Annotated in this window: 24 protein-coding genes and 1 other RNA gene; 10 read left to right on the top strand and 15 right to left on the bottom strand. The window is 41.9% G+C overall.

Going from position 1 to position 24,676, the window contains the following annotated elements; genetic code table 11:
- Positions 1-4: 4 nt before the first annotated feature.
- Together FGG15_RS06355 and FGG15_RS06350 are read right to left on the bottom strand one after the other, a co-directional pair.
- Positions 5-1,882, bottom strand: a complete 1,878-nt coding sequence (locus FGG15_RS06355) for an ABC-F family ATP-binding cassette domain-containing protein (RefSeq protein WP_138834368.1) — start codon at positions 1,880-1,882, stop codon at positions 5-7.
- Between the two features lie 21 nt (positions 1,883-1,903).
- On the bottom strand, positions 1,904-3,073 hold the full coding sequence (locus FGG15_RS06350) for a lipoprotein N-acyltransferase Lnb domain-containing protein (protein ID WP_138834366.1): 1,170 nt from the start codon (positions 3,071-3,073) through the stop codon (positions 1,904-1,906).
- Between the two features lie 114 nt (positions 3,074-3,187).
- Here FGG15_RS06350 and FGG15_RS06345 point away from each other — a divergent pair, with 114 nt between their 5' ends.
- Both FGG15_RS06345 and FGG15_RS06340 read left to right on the top strand, forming a co-directional pair.
- Entirely contained in the window at positions 3,188-3,922 is a 735-nt protein-coding gene (locus FGG15_RS06345) for a CDP-alcohol phosphatidyltransferase family protein (RefSeq protein ID WP_138834363.1), read from the top strand.
- A 2-nt stretch (positions 3,923-3,924) separates the two neighbouring features.
- Positions 3,925-4,353, top strand: a complete 429-nt coding sequence (locus FGG15_RS06340) for a PH domain-containing protein (RefSeq protein WP_138834361.1) — start codon at positions 3,925-3,927, stop codon at positions 4,351-4,353.
- Between the two features lie 5 nt (positions 4,354-4,358).
- Here the strand turns inward: FGG15_RS06340 and lptB are convergent, their stop codons facing one another.
- The 4 genes from lptB to FGG15_RS06320 are packed head-to-tail and all read right to left on the bottom strand — an operon-like array spanning position 4,359 to position 7,295.
- Positions 4,359-5,099: an LPS export ABC transporter ATP-binding protein gene (gene lptB / locus FGG15_RS06335; protein WP_138834359.1), complete on the bottom strand. Its 741-nt coding sequence runs from the start codon at positions 5,097-5,099 to the stop codon at positions 4,359-4,361.
- Between the two features lie 57 nt (positions 5,100-5,156).
- Entirely contained in the window at positions 5,157-5,507 is a 351-nt protein-coding gene (locus FGG15_RS06330; protein ID WP_138834357.1) for a carboxymuconolactone decarboxylase family protein, read from the bottom strand.
- Complete coding sequence (tatC, locus tag FGG15_RS06325; protein WP_138834354.1) at positions 5,497-6,330, bottom strand: twin-arginine translocase subunit TatC; 834 nt, start codon at positions 6,328-6,330, stop codon at positions 5,497-5,499. Before tatC ends, FGG15_RS06330 begins: the two co-directional genes overlap by 11 nt.
- On the bottom strand, positions 6,330-7,295 hold the full coding sequence (locus FGG15_RS06320) for a KpsF/GutQ family sugar-phosphate isomerase (RefSeq protein ID WP_138834352.1): 966 nt from the start codon (positions 7,293-7,295) through the stop codon (positions 6,330-6,332). The genes tatC and FGG15_RS06320 overlap by 1 nt, the downstream gene beginning before the upstream one ends.
- Before the next feature lie 189 nt (positions 7,296-7,484).
- Between FGG15_RS06320 and recQ the strand changes: the two genes are divergently transcribed.
- Positions 7,485-9,683: a DNA helicase RecQ gene (gene recQ, locus FGG15_RS06315; RefSeq protein WP_138835414.1), complete on the top strand. Its 2,199-nt coding sequence runs from the start codon at positions 7,485-7,487 to the stop codon at positions 9,681-9,683.
- Here the strand turns inward: recQ and FGG15_RS06310 are convergent.
- Genes FGG15_RS06310 through FGG15_RS06300 form a run of 3 tightly spaced genes read right to left on the bottom strand, consistent with a single transcriptional unit; the run spans position 9,680 to position 10,649 of the window.
- Positions 9,680-9,988, bottom strand: coding sequence for a CCC motif membrane protein (locus tag FGG15_RS06310; protein ID WP_138834350.1), 309 nt, complete (start codon positions 9,986-9,988; stop codon positions 9,680-9,682). The genes recQ and FGG15_RS06310 overlap by 4 nt on opposite strands.
- Before the next feature lie 12 nt (positions 9,989-10,000).
- Positions 10,001-10,324, bottom strand: coding sequence for a CCC motif membrane protein (locus tag FGG15_RS06305; RefSeq protein ID WP_138834348.1), 324 nt, complete (start codon positions 10,322-10,324; stop codon positions 10,001-10,003).
- Between the two features lie 10 nt (positions 10,325-10,334).
- Positions 10,335-10,649, bottom strand: coding sequence for a DUF2752 domain-containing protein (locus FGG15_RS06300; protein WP_237561758.1), 315 nt, complete (start codon positions 10,647-10,649; stop codon positions 10,335-10,337).
- A 78-nt stretch (positions 10,650-10,727) separates the two neighbouring features.
- Between FGG15_RS06300 and FGG15_RS06295 the strand changes: the two genes are divergently transcribed.
- The gene (locus FGG15_RS06295; RefSeq protein WP_138834346.1) at positions 10,728-11,270 is read left to right on the top strand and encodes a Smr/MutS family protein; all 543 of its coding nucleotides are present in this window, start codon (positions 10,728-10,730) and stop codon (positions 11,268-11,270) included.
- Here the strand turns inward: FGG15_RS06295 and FGG15_RS06290 are convergent.
- Positions 11,267-11,785 (bottom strand): hypothetical protein, encoded by a 519-nt coding sequence (locus FGG15_RS06290; RefSeq protein WP_138834344.1) that lies wholly within the window; start codon positions 11,783-11,785, stop codon positions 11,267-11,269. The two genes, FGG15_RS06295 and FGG15_RS06290, sit on opposite strands and share 4 nt — an antisense overlap.
- A 111-nt stretch (positions 11,786-11,896) precedes the next feature.
- On the opposite strand from FGG15_RS06290, the gene FGG15_RS06285 reads away from it, so the two are divergent.
- A complete protein-coding gene (locus FGG15_RS06285) occupies positions 11,897-13,045 on the top strand; it encodes a cysteine desulfurase family protein (RefSeq protein ID WP_138834342.1) in 1,149 nt (382 codons plus the stop codon).
- Here the strand turns inward: FGG15_RS06285 and FGG15_RS06280 are convergent.
- The 3 genes from FGG15_RS06280 to FGG15_RS06270 form a co-directional block, all read right to left on the bottom strand.
- Positions 13,042-13,695 (bottom strand): hypothetical protein, encoded by a 654-nt coding sequence (locus FGG15_RS06280; protein ID WP_138834340.1) that lies wholly within the window; start codon positions 13,693-13,695, stop codon positions 13,042-13,044. The genes FGG15_RS06285 and FGG15_RS06280 overlap by 4 nt on opposite strands.
- 9 nt (positions 13,696-13,704) lie before the next feature.
- The gene (locus FGG15_RS06275) at positions 13,705-16,098 is read right to left on the bottom strand and encodes a TonB-dependent receptor (protein WP_237561757.1); all 2,394 of its coding nucleotides are present in this window, start codon (positions 16,096-16,098) and stop codon (positions 13,705-13,707) included.
- Between the two features lie 77 nt (positions 16,099-16,175).
- Complete coding sequence (locus FGG15_RS06270; protein WP_138834336.1) at positions 16,176-17,867, bottom strand: M23 family metallopeptidase; 1,692 nt, start codon at positions 17,865-17,867, stop codon at positions 16,176-16,178.
- 168 nt (positions 17,868-18,035) lie between these two features.
- On the opposite strand from FGG15_RS06270, the gene FGG15_RS06265 reads away from it, so the two are divergent.
- From FGG15_RS06265 to rny, 4 genes are all read left to right on the top strand, one after another.
- Entirely contained in the window at positions 18,036-18,326 is a 291-nt protein-coding gene (locus FGG15_RS06265; RefSeq protein WP_138834334.1) for a hypothetical protein, read from the top strand.
- 14 nt (positions 18,327-18,340) lie between these two features.
- On the top strand, positions 18,341-18,634 hold the full coding sequence (locus FGG15_RS06260) for a cell division protein ZapA (protein ID WP_138834332.1): 294 nt from the start codon (positions 18,341-18,343) through the stop codon (positions 18,632-18,634).
- A gap of 60 nt (positions 18,635-18,694) precedes the next feature.
- A non-coding RNA gene (ssrS, locus tag FGG15_RS06255) (6S RNA) lies at positions 18,695-18,804 on the top strand.
- Positions 18,805-18,855: 51 nt separating this feature from the next.
- Positions 18,856-20,427 carry a ribonuclease Y gene (rny, locus tag FGG15_RS06250; protein ID WP_138834330.1) on the top strand — a complete coding sequence of 524 codons (1,572 nt, stop codon included), beginning with the start codon at positions 18,856-18,858 and terminating at the stop codon, positions 20,425-20,427.
- Between the two features lie 14 nt (positions 20,428-20,441).
- Here rny and FGG15_RS06245 read toward each other — a convergent pair whose 3' ends face one another.
- Complete coding sequence (locus tag FGG15_RS06245; RefSeq protein ID WP_138834328.1) at positions 20,442-21,917, bottom strand: arylsulfatase; 1,476 nt, start codon at positions 21,915-21,917, stop codon at positions 20,442-20,444.
- Positions 21,918-22,045: 128 nt separating this feature from the next.
- Between FGG15_RS06245 and FGG15_RS06240 the strand changes: the two genes are divergently transcribed.
- Positions 22,046-22,465, top strand: a complete 420-nt coding sequence (locus tag FGG15_RS06240; protein ID WP_138834319.1) for a CBS domain-containing protein — start codon at positions 22,046-22,048, stop codon at positions 22,463-22,465.
- A 15-nt stretch (positions 22,466-22,480) separates the two neighbouring features.
- On the opposite strand, the gene FGG15_RS06235 is transcribed toward FGG15_RS06240, so the two are convergent.
- Positions 22,481-24,541 carry a DUF349 domain-containing protein gene (locus FGG15_RS06235; protein WP_138834317.1) on the bottom strand — a complete coding sequence of 687 codons (2,061 nt, stop codon included), beginning with the start codon at positions 24,539-24,541 and terminating at the stop codon, positions 22,481-22,483.
- Between the last annotated feature and the right edge of the window lie 135 nt (positions 24,542-24,676).

The following is a 24,676-nucleotide window of genomic DNA, read 5'->3' as shown; positions in this document are numbered from 1 at the left end:
CATGTTAACCTTCCAAAATTGCCGAAAGTTCGAACCAACGTTCCGTTTTGGTTTCTATTTGATCCGTTATTTGGTTTAACTCTACAGATAATTTAGCGATGGCATCGCCGCTTAGTTCAGGATCAAGGAATTGGTTTTGTAAACTTGCCTTTTGTTCTTCAAGCTTTTGGATTTCCTTTTCCAGTTGCTTGTGTTCCTTTTGTTCCAGATAGGACAGTTTTCTGGAAGCATCCTTTTCCTTCCAAGAGATTTTTTCAGTTTTATCGGAACTATTGCTCTTGGCCTCTCTTTCTGCCAGTACCCTGCTGTTTTCGTAAGCTCTAAAGTCCGAATAATTGCCAGGGAAATCTTCAATAAGGCCGTTGCCTTTAAAAACAAAAAGGTGATCCACAATTTTATCCATAAAATAGCGGTCGTGGGATACCACGATCAAACAACCGGGAAAATCCAGAAGAAAACTCTCCAGAACGTTCAGGGTTACGATATCCAAATCATTGGTGGGCTCGTCCAGAATCAAAAAGTTTGGATTTTGGATCAAAACCGTACACAAATAGAGCCGTTTGCGTTCCCCACCGCTTAATTTTTCCACAAAATCGTACTGCTTTTTGCGATCAAACAGAAAACGTTCCAAGAGTTGCTGGGCAGAGATTTGCTTCCCTTTCTTTAGGGGAATATAATCACCGAACTCCCTGATCACATCAATGACCTTTTGTCCTTCCTTGACGGGGATTCCTTTTTGGGTGTAGTAACCAAACTTTAGGGTGTCACCAACCACGATCTTGCCACCATCTGGTTTTTCGCTTTGGGTAATCAAGTTCAAAAAAGTGGATTTCCCGGTTCCATTTTGACCAATGATTCCCACCCGTTCTCCTTTGTTGAAGTTGTAATCGAACTTATTGAGAATCGTTTTTTCATCAAAAGCCTTGGAAACATTATGAAGTTCCAAAATTTTACTGCCCAAACGTTCCATGTTCAATTCGAGTTGAACTTGATGATCTTGTCTTCTTTGGTGCGCTTTTTTCTTGATTTCAGTGAAATCGTCAATTCTTGATTTGGATTTAGTGGTTCGTGCTTTGGGTTGTCTTCGCATCCAATCCAATTCCTTTTTAAATAGCAGTTTGGTCTTGTGTTGCTCAACGGCTTCCCTTTCCTCCCTGGCTTCTTTTTCCCTGAGATAATAGGAGTAATTTCCTTTGTAACTATACAGTTGGTTGTTATCTAGCTCAATGATTTCATTGCAAACCCGTTCCAAGAAGTACCGATCGTGGGTCACCATGAACAGGGTGATGTTCTCCTTGGAAAAGTAAGCTTCCAACCACTCGATCATTTTTAGGTCCAGATGGTTTGTTGGCTCGTCCAGGATGAGTAGGTCGGGCTTATTCAAGAGGGCATTGGCCAAGGCCAATCGTTTTTTCTGCCCCCCGGATAAGGTATTAACCTTGGCATCCAATTGGTTCAGATGCAGTTTATATAGAATTTGTTTGTATTGCGTCTCAAAATCCCAGGCGCTGTGCTGCTCCATGGCATCAAATGCCTGTTGGTAACGGTCGGTATCATCAGGATTTAGTACAGCCTTTTCATAGTTGGCAATGACTTTTAGAATTTCATTGTCCGTAGTAAAAATGGTTTCCTCTATAGTCAAATTGGGATTCAGATTGGGTTCTTGCTCCAAAAAAGAAATTTTTATCCCCTTTCTGGATACTACCTGACCGGTTTCCGACACATCTTGCCCCGACATGATGTTGAGAATGGAGGTCTTGCCACTCCCGTTCTTGGCAATCAAGGCTATTTTTTGGTCTTTGTTGATTCCGAAAGAAATATTGGAAAACAAGACCAGTTCGCCATAAGATTTAGATATGTTTTCTACTGTCAATAAGTTCATGGAAAGTTATTTAGACCGTGGCTAGCTCTTGGTGAATTTGAGGAGATAACCATATCGTATGGCCAAGGTCAAAAGTAATGGAATCAGAACCGGAGAAAAAATCTGGACGTTAAATACCCAAAGAATGATCATGAGCGCCAAAAAGCTAATGGCTGTCCAAAGATACTTTGCAAACCAGGCAGGCAAATGTTGTGGAAACACAAAAACGTAGGCCGTGCCCAAATTGGCAGGTAATGCCCACAGTATATTATAGTTCCAAGGTGTCGAGGTATGATCGGTGGCCAACCAAAGAATCAAAAGGAAGGTGCCTATGAGCCCCGTCAATAGGAATAGGGTAAAATCCAGCCACCTACTTCGGGTACCGTGTTTGTGATCAAGATAGGTTACAATTGCGGTAAACAAGAGTAATAGAGCAAACCAAAATAAGGGGGAAAGTGGGAAAAAGCCAGACGGGGTAATTTCTGCATAGTCTAAGATGGTACGCTCCCTTTTGAGCAAAGGTTTGCCATCTTTGGTGGTGTTCCTGATTTGTTGCATGGCATAATAAGGAAGAAACATGTGTTCCTGTACCGTTGCCTTTCGGTCCACTACGGAGCCAAAGGCCACATCTATGCCAAAGCTTGCCCATGAATTTAAATCCATGTTTTGTCTCACCAATTGCCTAAAGGTGTATTGTTGGTCCAAATGAGAGCCATCAAAGACCAGGGCATCTCCAAATTGGTCCTTTAAAATGTTCCCAGTGATACTGGAGCAATTGTTCAATAAGGGATCGTAGAGGTAATCCCGGTTTTCAGGAAGGTAATTGGTCTCAAAAAAATTAAGGAGCTGGTTCTTTTCCTCCAAGCTTAGATCTAGGATTTGTTCCCTTACCCATCGTTTCTCAAGCTCATACTCAAATAAAAAACGATCAAAGCTTCTTCGGGACAAGGAATAGATCAATCGGCCCTTTACAAAATTTGAATAGAAGTTGGGGCGGTTAAAATCGAAAGTGCCATAATTGTATACTACATCGATACCCAACACAGAATCTTGAACCCGAAATGCGGTATGACCAAACATGGAATAAAGTTCATCCCCTGCTGCACAGGTTAATAAACTTATTTGGGAGTTTTCAGATAGCGAAGGGGTCTGGGAAAGTAATCGTCCTCCTGACAACAGAAAGAACATCAAAAGCAAAACTGATAGTCTCATTTGCGACATAGTCCCGCAAATATCAGAATAATTAGAACATGGTGCATCTCTAGCGGAAGCGAATACTAAAACCGGTTCATTTTTTAGCTTATTTTTACGAAAACCAGAAAACGTATGAGATCCTATATCCCGAATTTTTTAACGCTACTGAATCTTTTCAGCGGATGTGTAGCTACGGTGTTTGCAGTACTTAACCAATTGGAAATGGCTGCCATTTTTGTTTTTATCGGGATTTTCTTTGATTTTTTTGATGGTTTGGCCGCAAGGGCGCTCAATGTCCAAAGCGAGATAGGGGTTCAACTGGATTCCTTGGCCGATATGGTCACTAGTGGGGTGGTTCCTGGTATAGTGATGTTTCAATTGCTGGATATGTCGCAGGCATCTGGCTGGAGTGAAGGACAATTAGGTGGTATTCCATGGTTGGGAGCAGATGTGGCACCCATTTCCTTTTTTGGTTTTATCATCACTTTGGCATCTGCCTATCGTTTGGCCAAGTTTAATGTGGACGAAAACCAGGTTTCATCCTTTATTGGCCTGCCCACTCCTGCCAATACGCTTTTGATTTTGTCCCTGCCCTTAATTTTATTGTACCATCACAATGATGCGCTCAACAACATCATTTTGAATCAGTGGTTTTTGTTGGGATTGACTTTGGTGAGTGCTTATTTGCTCAATTCCAGGATTGAACTTTTCGCTTTGAAATTTGGCAATTGGAGTTTTAAGGACAATGCCGTACGCTATTTGTTTTTAGTTGCCAGTTTAGTGCTCTTGATTACTCTTAGGTTTTTGGCGATTCCGGTAATTGTGATATTGTATATTCTGTTATCCATAATCAATAAAAATACGTGAAGATGGGTGCTGAAACTGTCAGATACAGATCAAAAGTGGACCTTTGGTTGTTTCTATTGCTACTGCTGAATTTTCTTCTGGTAATTTATTTCCTGAGCGCGGAATGGAGCTGGGTGGGGGCAATGGTTAATGTTGGGGTATTTGGATCTGTTCTTTATTTGCTTTTCTATATTTCCTATGACATAAAGGGCGAAGATTTATTGGTTAACTACGCGGCATTTTATCAAAAGAGGATTAAAATTTCTACTATTAATCGCATTAAGGAAACCCGAAATCCATTAGGCGCGCCTGCCGCTTCCTTGGACCGTTTGGAAATTAGTTATGGTCACGGACATATTTTGGTGTCTCCCAAGAAAAAGACGGAGTTCATGGATCACCTAAAATCTATAAATCCAAAGATTGAAACTCAATTGAGAAAGCGGGGCAAATAGTCGGACTAAAAATCCAGCTTCTTTTTTCGAAGCTCAAAGTTTTGACCTAGGTACACCTTTCGTACCATTTCATCAACCGCAAGTTCTTCCGGTATACCTGCTTTTAAGATACCACCTTCAAACATTAGGTAAGAACGCTCGGTGATGGCCAAAGTTTCCTGAACATTGTGGTCGGTAATCAAAATTCCAATGTTCTTATTTTTTAGTTGGGCCACAATACGCTGGATATCTTCCACGGCCACGGGATCTACACCGGCAAATGGTTCATCCAACAAAATAAATTTGGGATCGGTGGCCAGGGCTCGGGCTATTTCCGTACGCCTGCGCTCCCCACCGGATAACAGGTCTCCACGGTTTTTGCGGATGTGTCCCAATCCAAATTCATCAATAAGCGACTCCATTTTCATGTGTTGCTCTTTTTTGGACAAATTGGTCAATTGGAGGACACTTAGAATGTTCTTCTCAATACTTAACTTCCTAAATACCGAGGCTTCTTGGGCCAGATAACCGATTCCATGTTGGGCTCTTTTGTACATAGGAAAGGTGGTAATCTCCATATCATCCAAAAAGATTTGCCCCCCATTGGGTTTGATCAAACCAACAATCATGTAAAAGGAGGTGGTCTTTCCCGCACCATTGGGTCCTAGCAGACCTACAATTTCTCCTTGGTTCACCTCTAGGGAAATACCTTTTACAACCTTACGGCCTCGATAGGCCTTCATGATATTTTCAGCACGTAGCTTCATAAGAATTCGCCAAAACTAAACATATTCTCTTTGGGGATCATGGACTTTGGGAATTTTTTAAGCCTCAATGGATTCCAGTTCTTCCCAATACTCATAAGCACGTCTAAGATGGGGAATCACTATAGTTCCTCCAATAAGGGTAGCAATGCTTAGGGTTTCCATGACCTCTTCTTTATTCGCCCCTGTTTTTTTAGAGCTTTCCAAATGATATTTGACGCAATCATCACAACGCATCACGGCAGAGGCCACCAAACCTAACAATTCCTTGGTCTTCACATCTAAGGCACCTTCCATAAAGGCATTGGTGTCCAAATTAAAGATACGCTTGATTACTTTGTTGTTTTCTGCCAGGAGCTTATCGTTCATCTTAGCCCGATACGCATTGAATTCTTCTACTTTATTTGGCATTTTGTTTTTCTTTTTTAGCTTCTCTTTTTACTACGATACTGGAGATATAAATACTGGCTTGGTATAGCAACAATACTGGAATGGCCACAATTATCTGGCTTGTAACATCAGGTGGGGTAATTACGGCACAAAGAATTAACACGACTACCAATGCTATTTTCCTGTATTTTTTAAGAATTTCTGGTGTGACCAATCCAACTTTGGTCAAAAAGAAGATGATAATGGGTAATTCAAACATCACCCCACAAGCAATAACTGAAGATCTAACATTGGCGATGAAGGAGCTAATGTCGATTTCGTTGGTTACTTCCTTGCTCACTTGATAGGTTCCCAAAAAGTTGATTGAGAGAGGCGCCACTACATAATATCCAAACAAAACTCCCAAAAAGAATAAGGATGAAGCCACTAATATAAATCCACGCGAGTGTTTGCGTTCGTTGGAATGGAGCCCCGGACTTATAAAACGCCATACTTCCCATAGCACATACGGAAAGGCAATGATAAAACCAGCCCAAATGGAAGTCCAGATATGTGCTGAGAACTGCCCGGCCATAGTTCGGTTTTGGATTGTGAATGGCAGGGAGTCACTACAAAATTCAGATTCCATACCGAAAAAATTGGCAATCTTGCAAAAGAATTGATAGGTAGGAAAGTCCATTTTTTTTGGACCAAATATGATGGTGTCAAAAATAAAATCCTTCATGATAAAGGCACCACAGGCTACAATGACGATGGCAGCTACGGATCGGATCAAATGCCATCTCAATTCTTCCAAATGGTCCAAAAAGGACATTTCGTCGGGGTTGTTCTGTTTTTTTGCCATTAAAGGATGCCTTCGTTTATGAGGTTATGTAAATGAACCACGCCTGAATAAGTCCCATTGTCAAATGCCAATAATTGCGAAATGCCGTTGTCCTGCAGCATTTTCAATGCTTTTACGGCTAAGGTGTCCACATCCACGGATTTAGGGTTTTGGGTCATAATATCCTTGGCAGTAAGCTCTCCAATATTGTCATATTTGCTTAGCATACGTCTGATATCCCCATCAGTAACCACTCCAACAACTTTATTGTTGTCCATAACCGCAGTGACCCCAAGCATTTTTTCGGAAATCTCCACAATTACTTCCTTGACGCTGGAATTTATGTCCACTAGTGGTTTTTGATTATTCACAACGATATCCGCCACCCTTAGGTATAGTTTTTTGCCTAAAGCTCCCCCTGGATGATATTTGGCAAAATCCGAGCTGCTAAAGCCTCTGAGTTCCAAAAGACAGATGGCAAGGGCATCACCCATGGCCAATTGCGCCGAGGTGCTGGTGGTGGGAGCAAGGTTATTGGGACAGGCTTCTTTTTCCACATAGGCCCCAAGTACAAAATCGGCTTGTTTGGATAGAACGGAATCCATATTTCCCGTTATGCCAATGAGTTTGTTGCTGCCATTTTTAATCAGGGGCAGCAATGCCTTGATCTCTGCGGTGTTCCCGCTTTTGGACAGGCAGACCACCACATCATTTTTCTGGATGGTTCCCAGGTCGCCATGGATGGCATCTGCGGCATGCATAAAAATAGCCGGGGTTCCGGTAGAATTGAGTGTGGCCACAATTTTAGAAGCGATAATGGCACTTTTTCCAACGCCGGTCACAACCACCCTGCCCTGGGATTTTAGTATGTGTTGAACGGCCTGGGCAAACTGCTCATCCAATTGATTTATCAAATTATGGATGGCTTTGCTTTCTGTTTCCAGCGTCCTTTTTGCAATAGATAGAATAGATTGGGTTTCGTCCAAGGTAATTAACTGATTATCTAATTGTATTCCTAAAAGAATGTCTTATATTTAAGTTTACAAAACTAAACAAACTATCGCTTACAGACCATTTAGGAAAGATAGATTGCTTCTTCTTTTAAATTGATATTTAAAATTAGAATATGAACCACCTCCAGATTAGGTTGCTTGATATTAAAAGAACGCATGGGAATGGGGCTTACCAATACTGATTTATATACCTCGCTTAAAAAATACTTCGGATTTTCACAGTTTAAAGGTCTTCAAGAGAAGGTTATTCAAAATATATTGGATAACAATGACACCTTTGTTATCATGCCCACAGGTGGTGGCAAATCCCTCTGTTACCAGCTTCCGGCCATAATGAAAGCGGGGACCTCCATTGTTGTTTCCCCACTTATCGCCTTGATGAAAAATCAAGTGGATGCTATACGTGGAGTTTCTGAAAACCATGGAATTGCACATGTACTTAATTCTTCTTTGACCAAAACAGAGGTGAAGCAGGTCAAAGAGGATATTACCAATGGCGTTACCAAGTTGTTGTATGTAGCACCAGAATCATTGACCAAAGAAGAGAATATTGAATTTTTGAAAGGTGTTCCCCTCTCCTTTGTGGCGGTGGATGAAGCACATTGTATTTCGGAATGGGGTCATGATTTTAGGCCGGAATACCGAAATTTGAAGAGTATCATAAGCCGGTTAGGTGACGATATACCCATCATCGGTCTTACTGCAACGGCAACGCCCAAGGTTCAGGAAGACATCATCAAGAATTTGGGCATGACCGATGCCAAAGTATTTAAAGCTTCCTTCAATAGGCCCAACCTTTTTTACGAAGTACGACCCAAGACCCAAAACGTGGATGCGGATATTATCCGATATGTGAAACAAAACCAAGGTAAATCTGGGATTGTCTACTGTCTAAGCCGAAAACGAGTAGAGGAATTAGCTCAGGTACTTCAGGTTAATGGCGTAAGTGCAGTACCCTATCATGCCGGTTTTGATGCCAAAACACGGTCCAAATATCAAGACATGTTCTTGATGGAGGAGGTTGATGTGGTGGTGGCTACCATCGCTTTCGGGATGGGAATTGATAAGCCCGATGTTCGCTTTGTAATCCATCACGATATCCCAAAAAGCATTGAGAGTTACTATCAGGAAACCGGACGAGCGGGTAGAGACGGGGGTGAAGGCCATTGTTTGGCGTTTTATGCCTACAAAGACGTGGAAAAACTGGAAAAATTCATGTCGGGCAAACCCGTGGCGGAACAGGAAATAGGCAACGCACTGTTACAGGAAATTGTGGCCTATGCCGAAACTTCCATGTCACGACGAAAATTTATACTGCATTATTTTGGGGAGGAGTTTGACGAAGTAAATGGCGACGGGGCCGAAATGGATGACAATACCCGGAATCCCAAGCCCAAGGAAGAGGCCATGAACGAAGTGGCCAAACTCTTAAGTGTGGTTAGGGATACCAAGGAAAAATTCAAGACCAAGGAAATTGTCAAGGTTTTGGTAGGCAAGGTAAACGCCATGATTTCATCCCACAAAACGGATGAAAAGGAGTTTTTTGGCATAGGGAAAGAAAGGGACGAACCTTACTGGATGGCCTTGGTTAGACAAGTGCTGGTTGCTGGATTGCTCAAAAAGGAAATAGAGCAGTACGGTATTTTACATTTGACCCCAGATGGAGAATGCTTCTTGCAGGAACCCAGGTCATTTCAGATGACCAAGGACCACCAATATAGCGAGAAGAATAACGAAGCGATAGTGGCAGCGGCCAGATCAGGAGGTGGCGCGGACAACAATTTGCTTAAAATTCTAAAAGACCTCAGAAAAAAAGAAGCACAAAAGCTGGAAGTTCCACCGTTTGTGGTTTTTCAGGATCCTTCTTTGGAGGATATGGCCTTAAAATACCCCATTACAATACCAGAACTATTAAACGTTCATGGAGTTGGTGAGGGGAAAGCCAAGAAATATGGGAAACCTTTTGTAGAGTTGATTGCCAGCTATGTTGACGAAAACGATGTGGTCAGACCCGATGATTTAGTAGTCAAAAGTACCGGGGCAAATTCAGGTTTGAAACTGTATATTATTCAAAATGTGGATAGAAAATTACCTCTTGATGATATAGCGTCGGCCAAAGGTTTGGAACTGCCCAATCTGATTAAGGAAATGGAGCAGATTGTCTTTAGTGGAACTAAGTTGAATATTGGTTACTGGATAGACGAAATTTTGGATGAGGATCAGCAAGAGGAAATCCACGAGTATTTTCTGGAAGCCGACTCCGACTCCATATCCGAAGCTGTAGAGGAGTTTGAAGGAGATTATGAGGATGAAGAGTTACGGCTCTACCGCCTCAAATTTATCAGTGAAGTGGCCAACTAGTAGCCGCCCCATTCTTCTGCTCCAATTACGGCCAATATAAATCCGAAGTAAATTATTCCCAGAACCAAATATACCAAGGCAAGTGCCAGGCCAATATAGGCTAGGATTTTACCAGTCTTTACATTGCTGTAATCAGTATAGGCTTCAGGGTTCTGCAGGTACAATTGACTGGCTGTTTTGGCTTTCAGTAGCGCAATTATGCTAAAGATGGCTCCAAAAGGACCACAACAGAAAAAGGTGCCAACAATGGAGATAATCCCCATTGTTAGCACTGTACTTGCTCCTGGTAAAGGTTGTTGACTCATATCTTTTCGGGATTATCCGCCGTATTGCTCCATGAGTTCCCTTTGCATCTCCTGAATGCCATCCATTCCAATGGTGCTAAACAAGAATATGGTATAACCCAAATAAAGAACGTTCAATATAATACCAATGATGGCCAATATTTTTCCAGTTTTCACATTACTGAAACCTTCGTAGTTCTCAGGGTTTTCCATGTAAAGTTTTGTGGCTTTATTGGCAAGTACCAAGGCAATGATGCCGAAAATCAGTCCTAGAACACCATAGCAACAACAGGTTACTATGGAAACGATTCCGAAAACCAGAATCAGCGTTGAATTTGGGAGTTTTTGTTTTTCCATAATTTGAAATTTAATTGAATAAACTATTCATTTTTAATATATAACTAACTATAATGGTCCCAGCAGTAACCAACATCAAAAAGAATTTTACTTGATGTGCATATTTCAATTTTAAAAAGAGGTTGGTAATCAAAAAAAGTAACAGTAGTGCAATAGGATATACTGCCGGATACATTTTAAATGCCCCTACAAAATCGCCATGTAAAAGTAGGTCTGCCGACCTTTGCATACCACAACCGGGACAATCAATTCCAAAAAGCTTTTTATTGAGACAAGGCAACATATAGTCCTTGGCGCTGAGAAGAATGGTTAGTTGTGAAAACATGGTCTTGGTTACTGCCAAGTAAATTACTATTATTTTTGATATTGCTGTTGAAATTTCAAAATATTTTTGACACAAACAATGACTGGATTTCAGATAGGAGATAAGGTAGAAGTTTTGGACGAGGACATTTCCGGCTTGGTGAAATCGGTTGATGGGGATATGGTCACACTCATCACGGAAGATGGTTTTCCATTGCAATATCATTACAGGGAACTGCTGCTCAAAAAAGAGGGTATCAGGGTGACTAATTTTGAGGTTTCGCAGGTAAAAAAAGAAAAGGAAATTCCAAAGAGAAATCCATCCGAAGCGGATAAGCCCAAATTGCGGAATGCCCCAAGGATGGAAGTGGACCTACACATCCATCAATTGGTAAAAAACACCAAGGGTCTAAGCAATTTCGATATGATGAATTTGCAGCTGGAGACCGCCAGGCGTCAACTGGAATTCGCCATTCGGAAACGTATCCAAAAAGTAGTGTTTATCCATGGTGTGGGAGAGGGTATTCTGAAAGAAGAACTCCAATACCTCTTTAAAAAATATGAAGGGGTGAAATGGTACGATGCGGACTATCAAAAATATGGACTGGGGGCTACTGAGGTGTATATTACCCAAAAGGCCTAATTGGTAATTTCTGTGCTTACCGTTCCAAATTCATCAATGGTTAAATTGGTGATTCGTTCCCCGTTCTCGGTAACAAAAGAAACGCCGCTTAGGAGAATTACATGGTCGAAACCCGTTTCATCTGCATTGGCCACCGTTTCAATGGTAACTGTGCCATCTTCTGCTTCTACTTCTTGGGAAACCGTCGGCGTAGCGGGTGGAATATCGGAACAGAAATAGGTGGAGCTCACTGTCCCTGAAAAGTTGCGGTACGTCAACTGTGATTGACCAGGAACGGTACTCTCCGTAGTAATCGTTTCTCCAATGACCCCATTATTTAAAACTCCACTTTGTAGATTTAAAATGAGTGCTTCACTATCATTGATTTTAAAAAGGATGTTGCTAGTGTTCGCAACAGGATCATCACAAAATTGAACAACTTGATCATTAAAGTCAATGGTCTCGATCTGTAGGTCGCCATCGCTGCAAGAAAACAACATGAGCACAAGCAGCATTGGGAAGCATAATTTTCTCATGGGCCAAATTTAAAGGAATTCCAATTTAATACCCTAAGGAAGGCATAATCTTTAAAAGAAATTAACTTTATTTCGCCTATTTTTGATGATTCGAAAATTGATAGCTAACCCATGCAAAAAGTTTATCTGGATAATGCCGCCACAACGCAGGTAAGACCTGAGGTAATTGCAAAAATGCAAGTGGCACTTTCTGATTTTTACGGGAACCCATCTTCTACCCATAGTTATGGAAGATCGGCCAAAACTGCAGTTGAGCAGGCCCGTAAAACCATTGCAAAGACGCTGAATGCCAAACCGGCCGAAATTATATTCACTTCAGGTGGAACAGAGGCGGATAATATGATTCTTCGTTGTGCAGTCCGTGACTTGGGGGTAAAGACTATTATCACCTCCAAAATTGAACACCATGCGGTGCTTCATACCGCTGAGGAGTTGGAAAAAGAATATGGTATCTCGCTACGATTTGTGGATTTGGACACTTATGGTAATCCCGTAATGGACCACCTAAAATCACTTTTAGTGCAAGACGATAGTAAAAAATTGGTCAGTTTAATGCATGTGAACAATGAAATTGGAAACATCGTGGATATTCATGCGATTGGAACTCTTTGTAGAGCGCATGATGCACTTTTTCACTCGGATACTGTACAATCTGTTGGACATTATCCTTGGGATGTTGAAAATACCCCAGTTGACTTCTTCACTGCGGCAGCCCATAAATTTCATGGTCCAAAAGGTGTTGGATTCGCATTTATCCGGAAAAACTCGGGCTTAAAACCCATGATTTTTGGAGGTTCCCAAGAACGGGGTTATAGGGCGGGAACCGAGCCTTTCCATAATATCGTGGGTCTGGAAGAGGCTTTTGTGCAGTCCTATGATAACTTGGAGGATGAAATCCAATATGTAAAAGGGTTAAAAAAATATTTTGTGGAGCAGATCAAGGAGGCCATCCCAGAAGTTGAATTTAACGGATATTCCGGGGACCTGGATAAAAGCACCTACACCTTGGCCAATGTGCGTTTGCCCTTTGATAAACAAAAAGCATTGATGCTTCTGTTTCATTTGGATATAAAAGGCATTGCCTGTTCCAAGGGGAGTGCGTGTCAGTCAGGCAGTAATATGGGGTCCCATGTGCTTAATCAAATCCTGGCTCCAGAGGAATTGGAAAAACCCTCTTTGCGGTTTTCATTTTCCAAATACAACACCAAGGAAGAATTGGATTACACCATAGGAGTGCTTAAGGAATTTGCGCAGAGCTAATTCTTGTTCTTGCGTTGCTTCTTTTCCTTGTCGTATGGAAATTTACGGGAAGCCAACTTCATCATGCGATCAATAAGCTCGGTGGTGTTCTTTCCCGTTTTTTTGGTGATGGCTTTTTCGTATTTCCAGAGGAGTTTACCAGAGCCGCCATCACTCACTTTTACGCCAATCCTGCCGTAATTGGCATCCCCGCTAAAATAGTCCAGCAGGCTAAAGTTTGTGGGAACACCTTTGGAGAGCAGTATATTAAGGCTGAGGTTGCCGCTTATTATACCATCAACTTCCAAAATTTTGCAAAGTTGTTTGATGGTATGTATGTCCAAATTTTCATAGGTAATACCATTTTGTGCTAAAATAGCGTTGGTGTCTTCAATATTCTGAAAGTCAACATTGAATTTTTTCCGTTTCTTCCGTTTGGAAAAGTAGGTTTCCAAGGCATTTTGTACGGCATACCCCTCCTTTTTGGCCAAGTCCAGCAATTCATTTCGATCTACGTTGCGCTTTAAATCCAAATTGGCAATAAAGGGGATGATAGCCAAGGTCTCGTGGTGTTCACTTAACTCATCAAACCTTCTGTTCTCGTAAATATTCTTTTGCGCACTACCAACGGCTACCATCAAAAACGACAAAAGAAGAATAAATTTTTTCATTCATGTACTTTAAAAGCGCATCCCAAATTTTAAATTTAGAATACGGCCGGTAAGAAAATTGGGAACCGCAAACTGCTGTTGCGTGTCCACATCCCTAACCCATGTATTTGTTATGGAATTCTGGTTGTTGAACATATTGAAAATTTCAAATCCAACGTTGAACTCCTTAAATTTATGTAACCAATGTCCTTCCGGGTACTGGTTTTTTCTGTCCGCAAAAATATACGAAATTCCCATATCGGCCCTTCTGTAATCTCTTAATCTATTCTGAAAATCGTAAGGATCGGCATTGTTGGGAGAACCTCCGGGCACTCCTGTGTTGTAAACCAGATTGAGATAAAGTTTGAGATTCGGAATGTTGGGGATATAATCTTGAAAGAGCACTGCAAACTTAAAACGCTGGTCGGTTGGTCTGGAAATATAACCTCTTTGATTGGAGTTTTCTTCGGTTTGAAGGTATCCAAGACTCACCCAGGATTGGGTTCCTGGAACAAAAGCCCCAGTGAGTCTAAAATCAAATCCATAGGCGTAGGCATCCGCATTGTTGTTGGCTACATAGCGCACCCTAACGTCTTCCACGGTATAGGTATTGACGTTGGTTAGATCTTTATAATACGCCTCACTGATCAAGGTAAAAGGGCGGTTCCATAAATTAAAGCTGAGTTCACTTCCCAAAACATAATGAATGGATTTTTGCGCTTCCACCTCGGGATTTATATTGCCGGCAACATCCCTGAGTTCCCTATAAAACGGTGGTTGCTGGTAACCGCCCACAGAAAATCGGAACAACATATCCTTTTCCCAATCCGGTTTTATGGAGAATTGTGCCCTGGGGCTTATCAAACTCTGGGAATTGGTTTCAAACCCTTCTCCGCTCAACCTCCAATATTGCGCCCTTAAGCCAAGGTTGAAATACACATCATGCGCTCCCAGTTTTGAGTGCTCACTATATTGTGCATAGCCTGAAATTCTGTTCGTTTTCACAAAGTTGGTGGCCTGCACACTTTCATAGGCTATAAGATCGCCGGTGAACGGCTCTTCCGGTTGATTGTTAACGAATGCCGGTTCAAAAGGTCGGATGAAGAATCCTGCGGAGTCTATAAATTCGGATTCCCGTAACTGATCCCGAATATCTTCATGGGTAAACTTGGCACCCCACTCCAAAGAAGCATTACCTTTTTTATAGGCTCCTTTATGGGCAAAATTGAAGATTAAGGCATCTAATTGATTGCGAGCCCTGTTCAGCTGTGAGCCAACACCTCTGGAATTGACCACCTCTCCCAAATTTTCACTACCTAGATTGGTGTCCAAGTCACCTAATTCATAAGAAGCTATGATATCTGAGAATTCCTCTTCCTGCGTGTGATAAACTGATGCAGTCACGGACACTTTTGTGTTATCGTTTATTAACAGGTCCGATTTGAGTGCAGCAAGTCCGCTTTCATAGCTGCTATTTTCGCGACCTTCATAGAAAATCAACAAAGCCCTTGGGTCGTTCAGGGTCCCAAAGTTGGTCTGCCGGGTCAAGGGTTCATTTTTGTAATCGTTGACGGAATAAGTTCCCAAGAAATTAAGATGGAATCTATCTGAAAAACGATAGGTAAGAAGACTTTGAACATCCACAAAAGTGGGATTGAAATTGCTTTCGGTCTGTTGGCTATTGACCAATAGGCTGTTGTTCCGATAACGCAGACCTGTAATACTACTAAACTTATTGTTTTTTGAAATGGATTCTACTGTGGCCGATGCACCCAAAAAGCTGCCCTCTAGTTTCAAACCAAATTCAATGGGTGTCTTGTAAGTGATGTCAAGTACTGAGGACAGCTTGTCTCCGTATTTTGCCTGAAAGCCTCCAGATGAGAATTCCAAGGAAGTAATCATGTCACTGTTCACAAAACTTAACCCCTCTTGCTGGGCCGAGCGTACCAAAAATGGGCGATACACCTGAATTCCATTGACATAAACAAGATTTTCGTCAAAATTGCCACCACGGACGTTGTATTGGGTACTAAGCTCATTGTTGAAGGAAACACCGGGGAGTAATTTCAATATATTTTCTACCCCTGCATTTGCTCCCGGAATCTTACGAACAATCTCCGGGTCTACTGTAGTAATGCCTTCAACGCTTTTTTCTCCTGTGGGAGAAACTTCTACCCCAGCCACTTGGGTTATTTTGGTGTTCATTACAGGGTTGAACTCAAAGGTTTCGTTTGTGGACAATATCAGGTCTTCCAAAACCACATCTTCATGACTCAGGTGCGAGAAAGTAAGAGTGAGCTTGGTTTCTGCAATCAGCAACAAAAGATAATACCCGTTGGAATCTGTAGTGGTACCTTCCGTCCCAACTGAAATATTGACATTGGGAATGGGTTGGTTGTTCTCATCCAAGACTGTTCCCGCCACTGTTGCGGTTTGACCATGAATGGTCAAAGTCCAAAAAATGAACAACAGGAATGGAAGGGCTTTGGCTTGGGGTAACACTATTTTCTAAAAAAAGTACTCTCAAAAGTACTGGAGTTGCCTACATTATCTGTAACGACCACCTTGAGGTCGCATTGTGTTTTGTCCAAGATTTTATCGTCAAAATTGTAGGTCAGCGTTTTGGTCTTGGGTTCATATTCCATTAAAATCCACTCCCCGTTCAGTGTTGCATTGTAAGAGTTAACACCGCTGAGGTCATCTGATATTTTAAGGCTCAAATAGCTATAATTGCTCAGCCATTGCTTTTCTTTAAAGTTTCGCGCTTTGATTTCCGGGGCTATGGTATCCCTTGCCAAAGTATAGGTTCCCAAGGTACGGGTTCGGGTGGTAAATGAACCATCTCGCTTAAAGGTTTTTGAATACCGGGGTTTTTGGCTGTCATCGAGTCGGGCAATGAACAATTGTTTTTTGTCCAGTCCGGAATACTTGGAAGCATCAAAGCTGATGGTGAAGTTTCTGTGGGCTGCCACTTGCTCATTGTGGATGGCAACCGTATCCTGCCCCTTTTCCAATTCAATATAAAAATCCTTATAAAAGGTATTCGCGGGAAAATACACTTTGGCCGCTCCAAGATCAAAATTGTTGGGTTTATTGGCTATGATGAAATTCTCCGTTTTTGAATCACCTTTAGGGATTTTGGGTGCTTCACTTTTTCCTTCTACTGGAATAATAACCTTGGTTTGGTTGCCATGGATGTCGGAAATATGGAGCTCCACGGTATAGGACATCCCTTCCTTTACGGTTATTTCGCCATTGTTGTGCAGTGTCTTGTAGATACCAAGTCGGTTATGGGATTCCTTAAAACACTTTTGTATGCGTTGCCTGAATTTACCATAATGTGCATAATCAATGAGGGTATTGATATAGCGGGTTTCTCCAAAGGAAAAGGTTTCAAAGTTATATTCAGAATACACTTTTCCATTGACGGTCTGTTTTACGGCGTAAACCCCGTTTTTGTTTGCCGCCATATCTTGGCGATCAAACCCGTTAAAACCGAAACCAATATTTCCAATAGCGGAAATCTTATCCGCTAAGAAAGAGCCATCTGTTTGTTTGGTAAAGTTCAACTGAATTTTCCGAGCGCTTTGGTTGATTACCGCATCTTCTGATAATGGATAACCATAAAGACCCAATAGCGTAGGATTGGTGGCATCCCTTACCTCATAACCATAGAGTAAGGGATTGGTAGGTTTTTCAGTGACACTGCTTCGAATTTCAAAATGGAGATGTGGCCCGGAAGATCCCCCGGTGTTGCCCGAATAGGCAATGGTACTGCCTTTGGTAACCTTCAGTTCGCCATAATCGGGAAATACTTCAACTTCAAAGGACTGTTTCTTGTATTGAATGTCTTTAATATAGGACTCAATTTCTGGGCCGAATTTCTGAAGATGGGCATACACCGAGGTATACCCGTTAGGGTGAGCCACGTATAAGGCTTTGCCATAACCCCATAAGGAGACTTTGATTCGAGTAACCGTACCGTCAGCAATGGCGAGTACGGGGAGCCCCTGTCTGCGTTGGGTCTTGATGTCAATTCCAGAGTGAAAATGGTTGGAACGCAATTCGCCAAAAGTGCCAGCTAAAACCAATGGAATATCCAGGGGAGATTGAAAGGTATCTTGAGGGTATTTTTCCTGAGCCGGAAGAAAGGGGGATAAAAGCAAAAGTATTCCCAGAAAGTAAAACCGCATAATGTAATTTATAATTACATACGAATGTAACCCATATTTTGGTTAGGTAAAAGGCTTTCCCTTTGGTTTAGGGGCTTGTAGGGCATTCCTTAAAGAATAATACCAAAAAGTATTGTGCGGTTTGGCTAGGTTGGTTAACTTTGTGTGATACGCATTTGATGTTTGCATATGGGCGAACTTGTTGAAATTGTGGATTCTTTGGAAAACAAGGTGAGCAAATTGTTGCACAAAATGGAATTGTTGCACAAGGCCAATGCCAAGTTGAAAAAAGAACTCGACCTCGCAAAAGAAGAGACCAAAGCTCAACAGGAAGCCGTTAATGATTGGGAAGAAAAGTACAATTCCCTAAAAATGGCAAACTCGATGCTGGGTAGTAATACGAATAAAACAGAAGCCAAGCTCAAGATAAATACATTGATACGCGAACTGGACGTTTGCATAGCCAAGCTTGCAGATTAGTTTGTACCAATATTATGGAGGAGAAGCTCAAAATAAAGCTTTCCATTGCAGATAGGGTGTATCCATTGACCATAGACCCTAAACAAGAGGAAGGATTACGGAAAGCGGCCAAGAACATTGAAAGTTTGGCCAAAAAATTTGAGCAGAATTATGCAGTACGCGACAAGCAGGATGTTCTTGCCATGTGCGCCCTGCAATTTGCCTCCAAAATAGAGCAAGGGGGAATAGATAGTTCGGAAAGCACCAAAGCGGCTTATGAGCGACTAAAAGCACTGGACGATTTGGTACATTCTAAACTTGGTGAATAAAATAAGTTCTTTTAAATAAAATATTTGTTACTGCCCACATTGGTAATTAATTTTTGACAAACTCAACACTATTATAATTAAAAAGGGTGAGTTTAAGTTGTAAAAGCAGGCCCTACCTGTATAGGGATCCTTGAGCAGCTTGTTAGCCCTAAACCTGTAATTTGGAGTTTGTACAAGACTTCGCCCAATGTGGGCTTTTTTTATAACCAAACATAAACAACATGGATAACACTATAATTTTGGTTGTAGCCGCAGTAGTAGGATTGGTCATAGGATTTGCCATTGCCAAAATGCTGGAGAAGGGAAAAGCGGCCAAAACCATTTCTGGAGCTAAAAGGGAAGCTGCCGATATTGTCAAGGAAGCCAAAAAAGAGGGCGAAAACATAAAAAAGGATAAAATATTCCAAGCCAAGGAAAAGTTCCTGGAACTCAAGGCCGAGCATGAGAAGGTCATTATAAATAAGGATAAGAAAATTGCTGAAGCAGAGAAAAGAACCCGCGACAAGGAATCCCAGATCAGTAATGAGCTTTCGAAGAACAAGAAGTTAAACGAAAAGCTGGAGACCAGAATCAAAGAGGTCACTTACAAAAGTGAGATTTTGGACAAGAAACAGTCCGAAGCTGATAAATTGCACAAAAGCCAAGTACAGCAATTGGAGGTCATTTCCGGACTTTCCGCGGAAGATGCAAAGAGCCAGTTATTGGAATCCTTAAAAGAAACTGCAAAGACAGATGCCATGGCCTATCTTCAGGGAACCTTGGAAGAAGCCAAACTTACTGCGCAACAGGAAGCTCGAAAAATCGTAATCAATACTATTCAACGTATTGGAACGGAGGAAGCGGTGGAAAACTGTGTTTCCGTTTTCAATCTTGAATCTGACGACGTCAAAGGACGCATTATTGGCCGTGAAGGGAGAAACATTCGCGCGCTTGAGTCCGCTACTGGAGTTGAGATTATTGTGGATGATACCCCAGAGGCCATCATTCTTTCCTGTTTCGATTCAGTACGGAGGGAAGTGGCACGTCTTTCCTTACATCGCTTGGTCACCGACGGAAGAATTCACCCAGCCCGAATTGAGGAAATCGTAAAGAAGACCGAGAAGCAAATCAATGAGGAGATTGCAGAGATTGGTAAGCGAACCGTAATCGACCTTGGCATCCATGGCCTTCATCCGGAATTGATCAAAGCTGTTGGTAGAATGAAATACCGTTCCTCTTACGGACAAAACTTGTTACAACACTCCAGGGAAGTGGCCAAACTTTGTGGGGTAATGGCTGCGGAGTTAGGATTGAATCCCAAAATTGCCAAAAGAGCTGGATTATTACATGATATTGGCAAAGTTCCCAATACCGAGGTTGAGGTAGAAACCCCTCATGCAATTTTAGGTATGCAATGGGCCCAGAAATATGGGGAGAAGAAGGAGGTTTGCAACGCTATTGGTGCCCACCACGATGAAATTGAAATGAACACCTTGATTTCTCCCATAGTACAGGTTTGTGATGCCATAAGTGGTGCACGTCCTGGGGCTAGAAGACAAGTTCTGGATTCTTACATTCAGCGATTGAAGGACTTGGAGGATATTGCCTTCGGATTTAATGGAGTACAAAAGGCCTATGCTATCCAGGCGGGTAGGGAACTGCGGGTGATTGTGGAAAGCGAAAAGGTTAGCGATGACAAAGCTGCTGAGCTATCTTTTGAAATCTCACAGAAAATCCAAACCGATATGACCTATCCGGGTCAAGTAAAAGTTACGGTTATTCGGGAGACGCGGTCCGTGAACGTGGCCAAATAGGAAATCAATCCTATTTATTCTTCTGCCGACTTTTCATATTCAAAAGGAAAGACCCTGGATTGGCTGTGTTCCTCTTTCATGATTTCCACTATCTTTTGAACAATTTCAGGATGTTCTGCTGATACATCTTGGGTTTCACCTTTGTCCGTTGTCAGATTGTATAACTCCACTGGTGCATCTGGGTTTTGGCTCATATTGTAGCGTACACCTTTCCATTGGTCAAGACGAACCGCCTGCCTTCCCCCTTTTTCAAGAAATTCCCAATACAGGTGATCATGCTTGTCCTGTTTCTCCCCCAGAAGTTCTGGAAGAAATGAAATACCATCCGTATGTTCCGGAGGATCTAGTTGCAACAGATCATGTACTGTTGGCAGAAAATCCCAGAAGGCAGAAATATGGGTTGAAGTGGAACCTGCTTTAATTTTATCAGGCCAATAAGCAATCATTGGTACACGAATCCCTCCTTCGTACAAATCCCTTTTATAGCCTTTTAAATGTGCGTTGCTGTCAAAAAAATCTGGATCGGCACCACCTTCCATATGAGGGCCATTATCCGAAGTGAATATGATAATGGTATTTTCCGCTATGCCCAAGGTTTGCAATTTTTCCCGGATTTCCCCCACCTGGTCATCCAATAGGCTTACCATTGCGGCAAATGCGGCATGAGGTTCCTTTTGTGAACCATACCCTCCATTTTTATAATGTTCCCCGTCATCTATCCCTTTGTATTCCTTTTCTGGCGCAAATTTTTCCCGGAACTTGGTCATATAAGATTCAGGAGCTGCAAGTTCTGCGTGAGGAATAACAGAAGGATAATACATAAAGAATTTTCGGTCTTTGTTTGCTTCCAAAAATGCCAAGGCCTTTTCATGTATAATATCAGGACCATACGCATTGGTCTCTGAATTTTTGTTTCCATCCAGCAACTGCTTTTCCTGGTTGTGCCACATGTGGTACGGATAATAGTTATGTCCGATTCGTTGGCAGTTGTAGCCGTAGAATTCATCAAAACCTTGATTATTGGGGTCGCCTTCAGAACCGGGATAACCCAATCCCCATTTGCCAAAGGCTCCCGTAGCGTAACCTTGTTGCTGTAACAATTCTGCCACGGTAATAGCCTCTGATTCCAACGGATGTTGCCCCTCTGGCCTTACCTCTTTGTTTCCACGGATGAAGGTATGGCCTGTATGTTGCCCGGTCATAAGCGCTGAACGGGAAGGGGCACATACTGTAGACCCCGAATAGTGTTGTGTAAAAAACATGCCATCCCGAGCCAATTTATCAATATTAGGGGTGTCAAAGTGCTGTTGTCCGGTACAACTAAGGTCTCCATAACCCAAATCATCGGCCAAAATGTAGATAATGTTGGGCGCATTGACGGTTTCTCGGATTTCCTCATTTTTTTTGGATGGCTTACAGTCTACAACTATTAGGGATAATGCTATAAGAGTGCAGATTAGCGGAAAATGGGAGAGATGTTTACTGGACATGGCTGATTAATATATAGTGTGGTTACTAAAGTAAAGATTTATACAAGAAGGTAAAACAGCTCCTGATATTTATCATGCTTTGGCAGGGGAATTCGAGCTAAATTCATGATAAATAAACATCAGATATCATGAAAAAGAGAGTCCCTGTTTCCGAAATAATGACCCGAAATTTGGTTACTGTAACCACGAATAGCGATTTGGTAAGCGCCGAAGAACTTTTTAAGAAAAACCGTATACGGCATATTCCCGTAGTTTCTGGAAAGGAAATTGTAGGAATGCTCAGCTATACGGACTTATTACGAATTAGTTTTGCAGATGCTGTGGATGAACACGAAGAAAGTGTAGACACCATGGTGTACAACATGTTTACCATTTCACAAGTAATGGTGAGGGACGTGGTGAGTGTTTCTTCCGAAACTACAATTAAGGAGGTAGCTCAGTTTTTGGCTTCCAAAGAATTTCATGCCTTACCCGTGGTGGATGATGGAAAACTAGTGGGTATTGTAACAACCACAGACCTTATCAACTATCTGTTGGAGCAGTATTGATTTGGGGTTGGGGAGCTATTCCTCCTCGCTTGAACTCTCGGCGTCAGCTGCTTCAGCCTCTTTATTGCGGTTGTGCTTTAGAATATTCAGTTTTTTGAGCTTGGCTTGCCAGGTTTCCAAAGCCGCTTTGTGTTGGTCTATATTCTTTATAACATCCTTTACCAATGGGCTGTCCTCTGAGGCATTGGAGAAAAATTGAAGATTGTTTTCCAACTGCCGGATTTCCGACTTGCTTTCGTCAATTTTTCTTCGGATAAACGTTCGTTCATTGCTTATGGCCCTATCATCATCAGATTTGACCAATTCCTGCATCTTGTCCCCATATCTCAATAATTCCGACTCGTGTTTGCTTACCCCCAACTTTCTAAACAACGCATCCACAATTTTATTGAACTTGCCGTTGATGTGCTTTTTGTTATACGGAATTCGGCCATGCGATTTCCATTCAGCAATAAAAGCCTTGAGTGTTTCGAGGTCCTTTTCGTTGTCACCGGTTAATTGGAAGGCTTTAAGACGATCCAAGCAGGCATTTTTCTTGTTGTAGTTCTCGAATTCCTCCTTTTGGGATTCGTTTTTCTCGGCATGCAAGCGGTTAAAATAATGGTTGCAAGCATCCTTGAACTCATTCCAAATCTTATCCGAGTACTTTCGCGGAACATGCCCAATTTTTTTCCATTCACTTTGAATGCGCTTCATTTCTGGAGTGGCCATTTCCCGGTCATCACTATCCTTTAAAGCTAGGGCCAGACCCAACAACGCTCTTTTCTTTTCCAAGTTTTCCAGCTGTTCTTTTTTCTGACTCTTATAAAAGGCATTTTTATTTCGGTTGAAAGTCCTTACCGCTTCCTTAAAGGCACTCCAGGTTTGTTCGTTCACCTTTTGGGGAACTTTTCCAGCCTTGAAAAAGGAATCCCTTAATGCCTCAATTTCCTTTATTTGCTGTTGAAGTGCACGATGGTTATGGGTTACATTATTGGCTATTTCCGTTATGGATGCAATAATTTCCTGTTTCTTCTCCAGGTTCTTTTCATAAACTTTTTCCAACTCACCATAGTGCTCTTGCCTTCTTTGATGCATGGCCTTGGTGGCTTGACTGAAACGTCCCCAGACCTCTTCTCGCTGTTCCTTGGCCACAGGACCAATATCTTCTTTCCAAATTTTGTGAAGGGTTTGAAGCTCTCGGAATGCTTTGCCCAAATCAGGTTCGTTAGCCAGTGCTTCCGCTTTTTCCACCAACTTGAGCTTTTCCTCTAAATTATGTTTAAAGTCAAGATCCCTTAACTCCCGGTTGAGGTGCAAAAAGTCGTAGAAAATCTCCATGTGATGGTGATAGGTCCGCCACACATCATTATAGCTGTTTCTGGGAACTGGCCCTGCATTTCGCCAGTTTTCCTGTAAGTCCTTAAAATTCTTGTAAGTGGTATTGATGTCTTCCTCAACGTTTACAAGGCTTTTAAGTTCTTCAATGATTTCAAGTCTTCTTTGGAGGTTGCTTTTTAAGGTTTGCTCCAGATTCTTGTAGTACTGATCGCGTTTTTCCCTGAATTCGGAAAAAACCTCATTGAACTGCCTTTTCGCTACAGAGTTATATCTAAAATCGATTTCATTGCCGCCATTGGCTACAAATTCCTCCTTTTTTTGCTCTATAAATTCCTGGAATTTTTGGTCAAACTCGTATTTGATGGAGCTAACATGCTTACTTATAGCCTGTACCTTCTCGTTCTTTACCAAACGTTGTAGTTCGCCCACCAAGTTTTCCATAGACATGGAATGGTAGTCCAGAAAGGGAATATGATGTCGCTTTTCGTTCTCCACATCTTCAGCATCTTCAGCGTTCGATTCTTCGATTTCCTCAATGACCTTATCGTCTTCTTCAGATTTGGATGTAACGGGTTCTTCCTTGGCTTCGCTATCTGGCGTAACCTTGGTTTCTTCTTCATCCTTGTCTTGTACTGCAGTGTCGGATGCACTTGGCTCAGAAATGGGGGATTCCTCTATAGTTGTTTTTTCAGTATCCGCACTTTGTTCAGTACCACCACCTTCAGTTTCCTGAAGTTCTTGTTCGTTGTCCTGCATTCGTAGTTTGTTTTCCTTTTTGGATCGATGATAATTATAGCCAAGTTAACAACTATATTACCCAATAACAAAAGTAGTGATTCTTCTTTTGTTCAGGTTTTTAGCCTTCTTTGAAGAAAACTACGGGTGAGAAAT

Origin of the sequence: Flagellimonas algicola (assembly GCF_005937185.1) — a bacterium.
GTDB classification, from domain to species: Bacteria; Bacteroidota; Bacteroidia; order Flavobacteriales; family Flavobacteriaceae; genus Flagellimonas; species Flagellimonas algicola.
This window is presented reverse-complemented; position numbering and strand designations above follow the sequence as displayed.